Below are 591 nucleotides of genomic sequence, written 5' to 3' on the forward strand. Positions count from 1 at the left end.
AGGGAGGTTTTCGGTCCGGTGCTCATCCAGGTCTACGGCACCACCGAAACCGGCGTACTCACCATGCTCGCACCCCACGACCACGACCGAGCACACACCCGAACCACCGTCGGACGACCACTGGACCCCGACGCCCTCAGCATCCGCCACCCCGACACCGGCACACCGCTACCCACCGGCGAAACCGGCGAGATCTGCGCCATCCCCCGCTGGCCCATCGCAGGCTACTGGCACGACCCCCACGCCACCACCGCACTACGACGCCACGGCTGGACCCGCACCGGCGACCTGGGCTACCTCGACACCCACGGCTACCTCCACCTCGCCGGCCGCCTCGCCGACATGATGAAGGTCAAAGGAATCCGCATCCACCCCGAAACCATCGAGAAAGCCCTCGCCCAAGCCCCCGGCGTCTCCCAAGCCGCCGTCTTCGGCGTCGAGGACACCGACCGCGTCGAACACATCCACGCCGCCGTCGTCGCCAAACCCGACACCGTCCTGGACTTGGCACGACTACGCCGCCACATCGCCGACACACTCTCCGACAACCACGTACCCACCACCATCGACATCCGAGCGGAGCTACCGGTG

1 protein-coding gene is annotated in these 591 nt (G+C 67.7%); it reads left to right on the forward strand.

All coding sequences use genetic code 11. The annotated features are described in order from the left end of the window. On the forward strand, positions 1-591 hold a 591-nt coding region (locus IT779_RS37060; RefSeq protein WP_196154178.1), incomplete at both ends, for an ANL family adenylate-forming protein.

Origin of the sequence: Nocardia bovistercoris (assembly GCF_015674855.1) — a bacterium.
Taxonomy (GTDB): Bacteria; Actinomycetota; Actinomycetes; order Mycobacteriales; family Mycobacteriaceae; genus Nocardia; species Nocardia bovistercoris.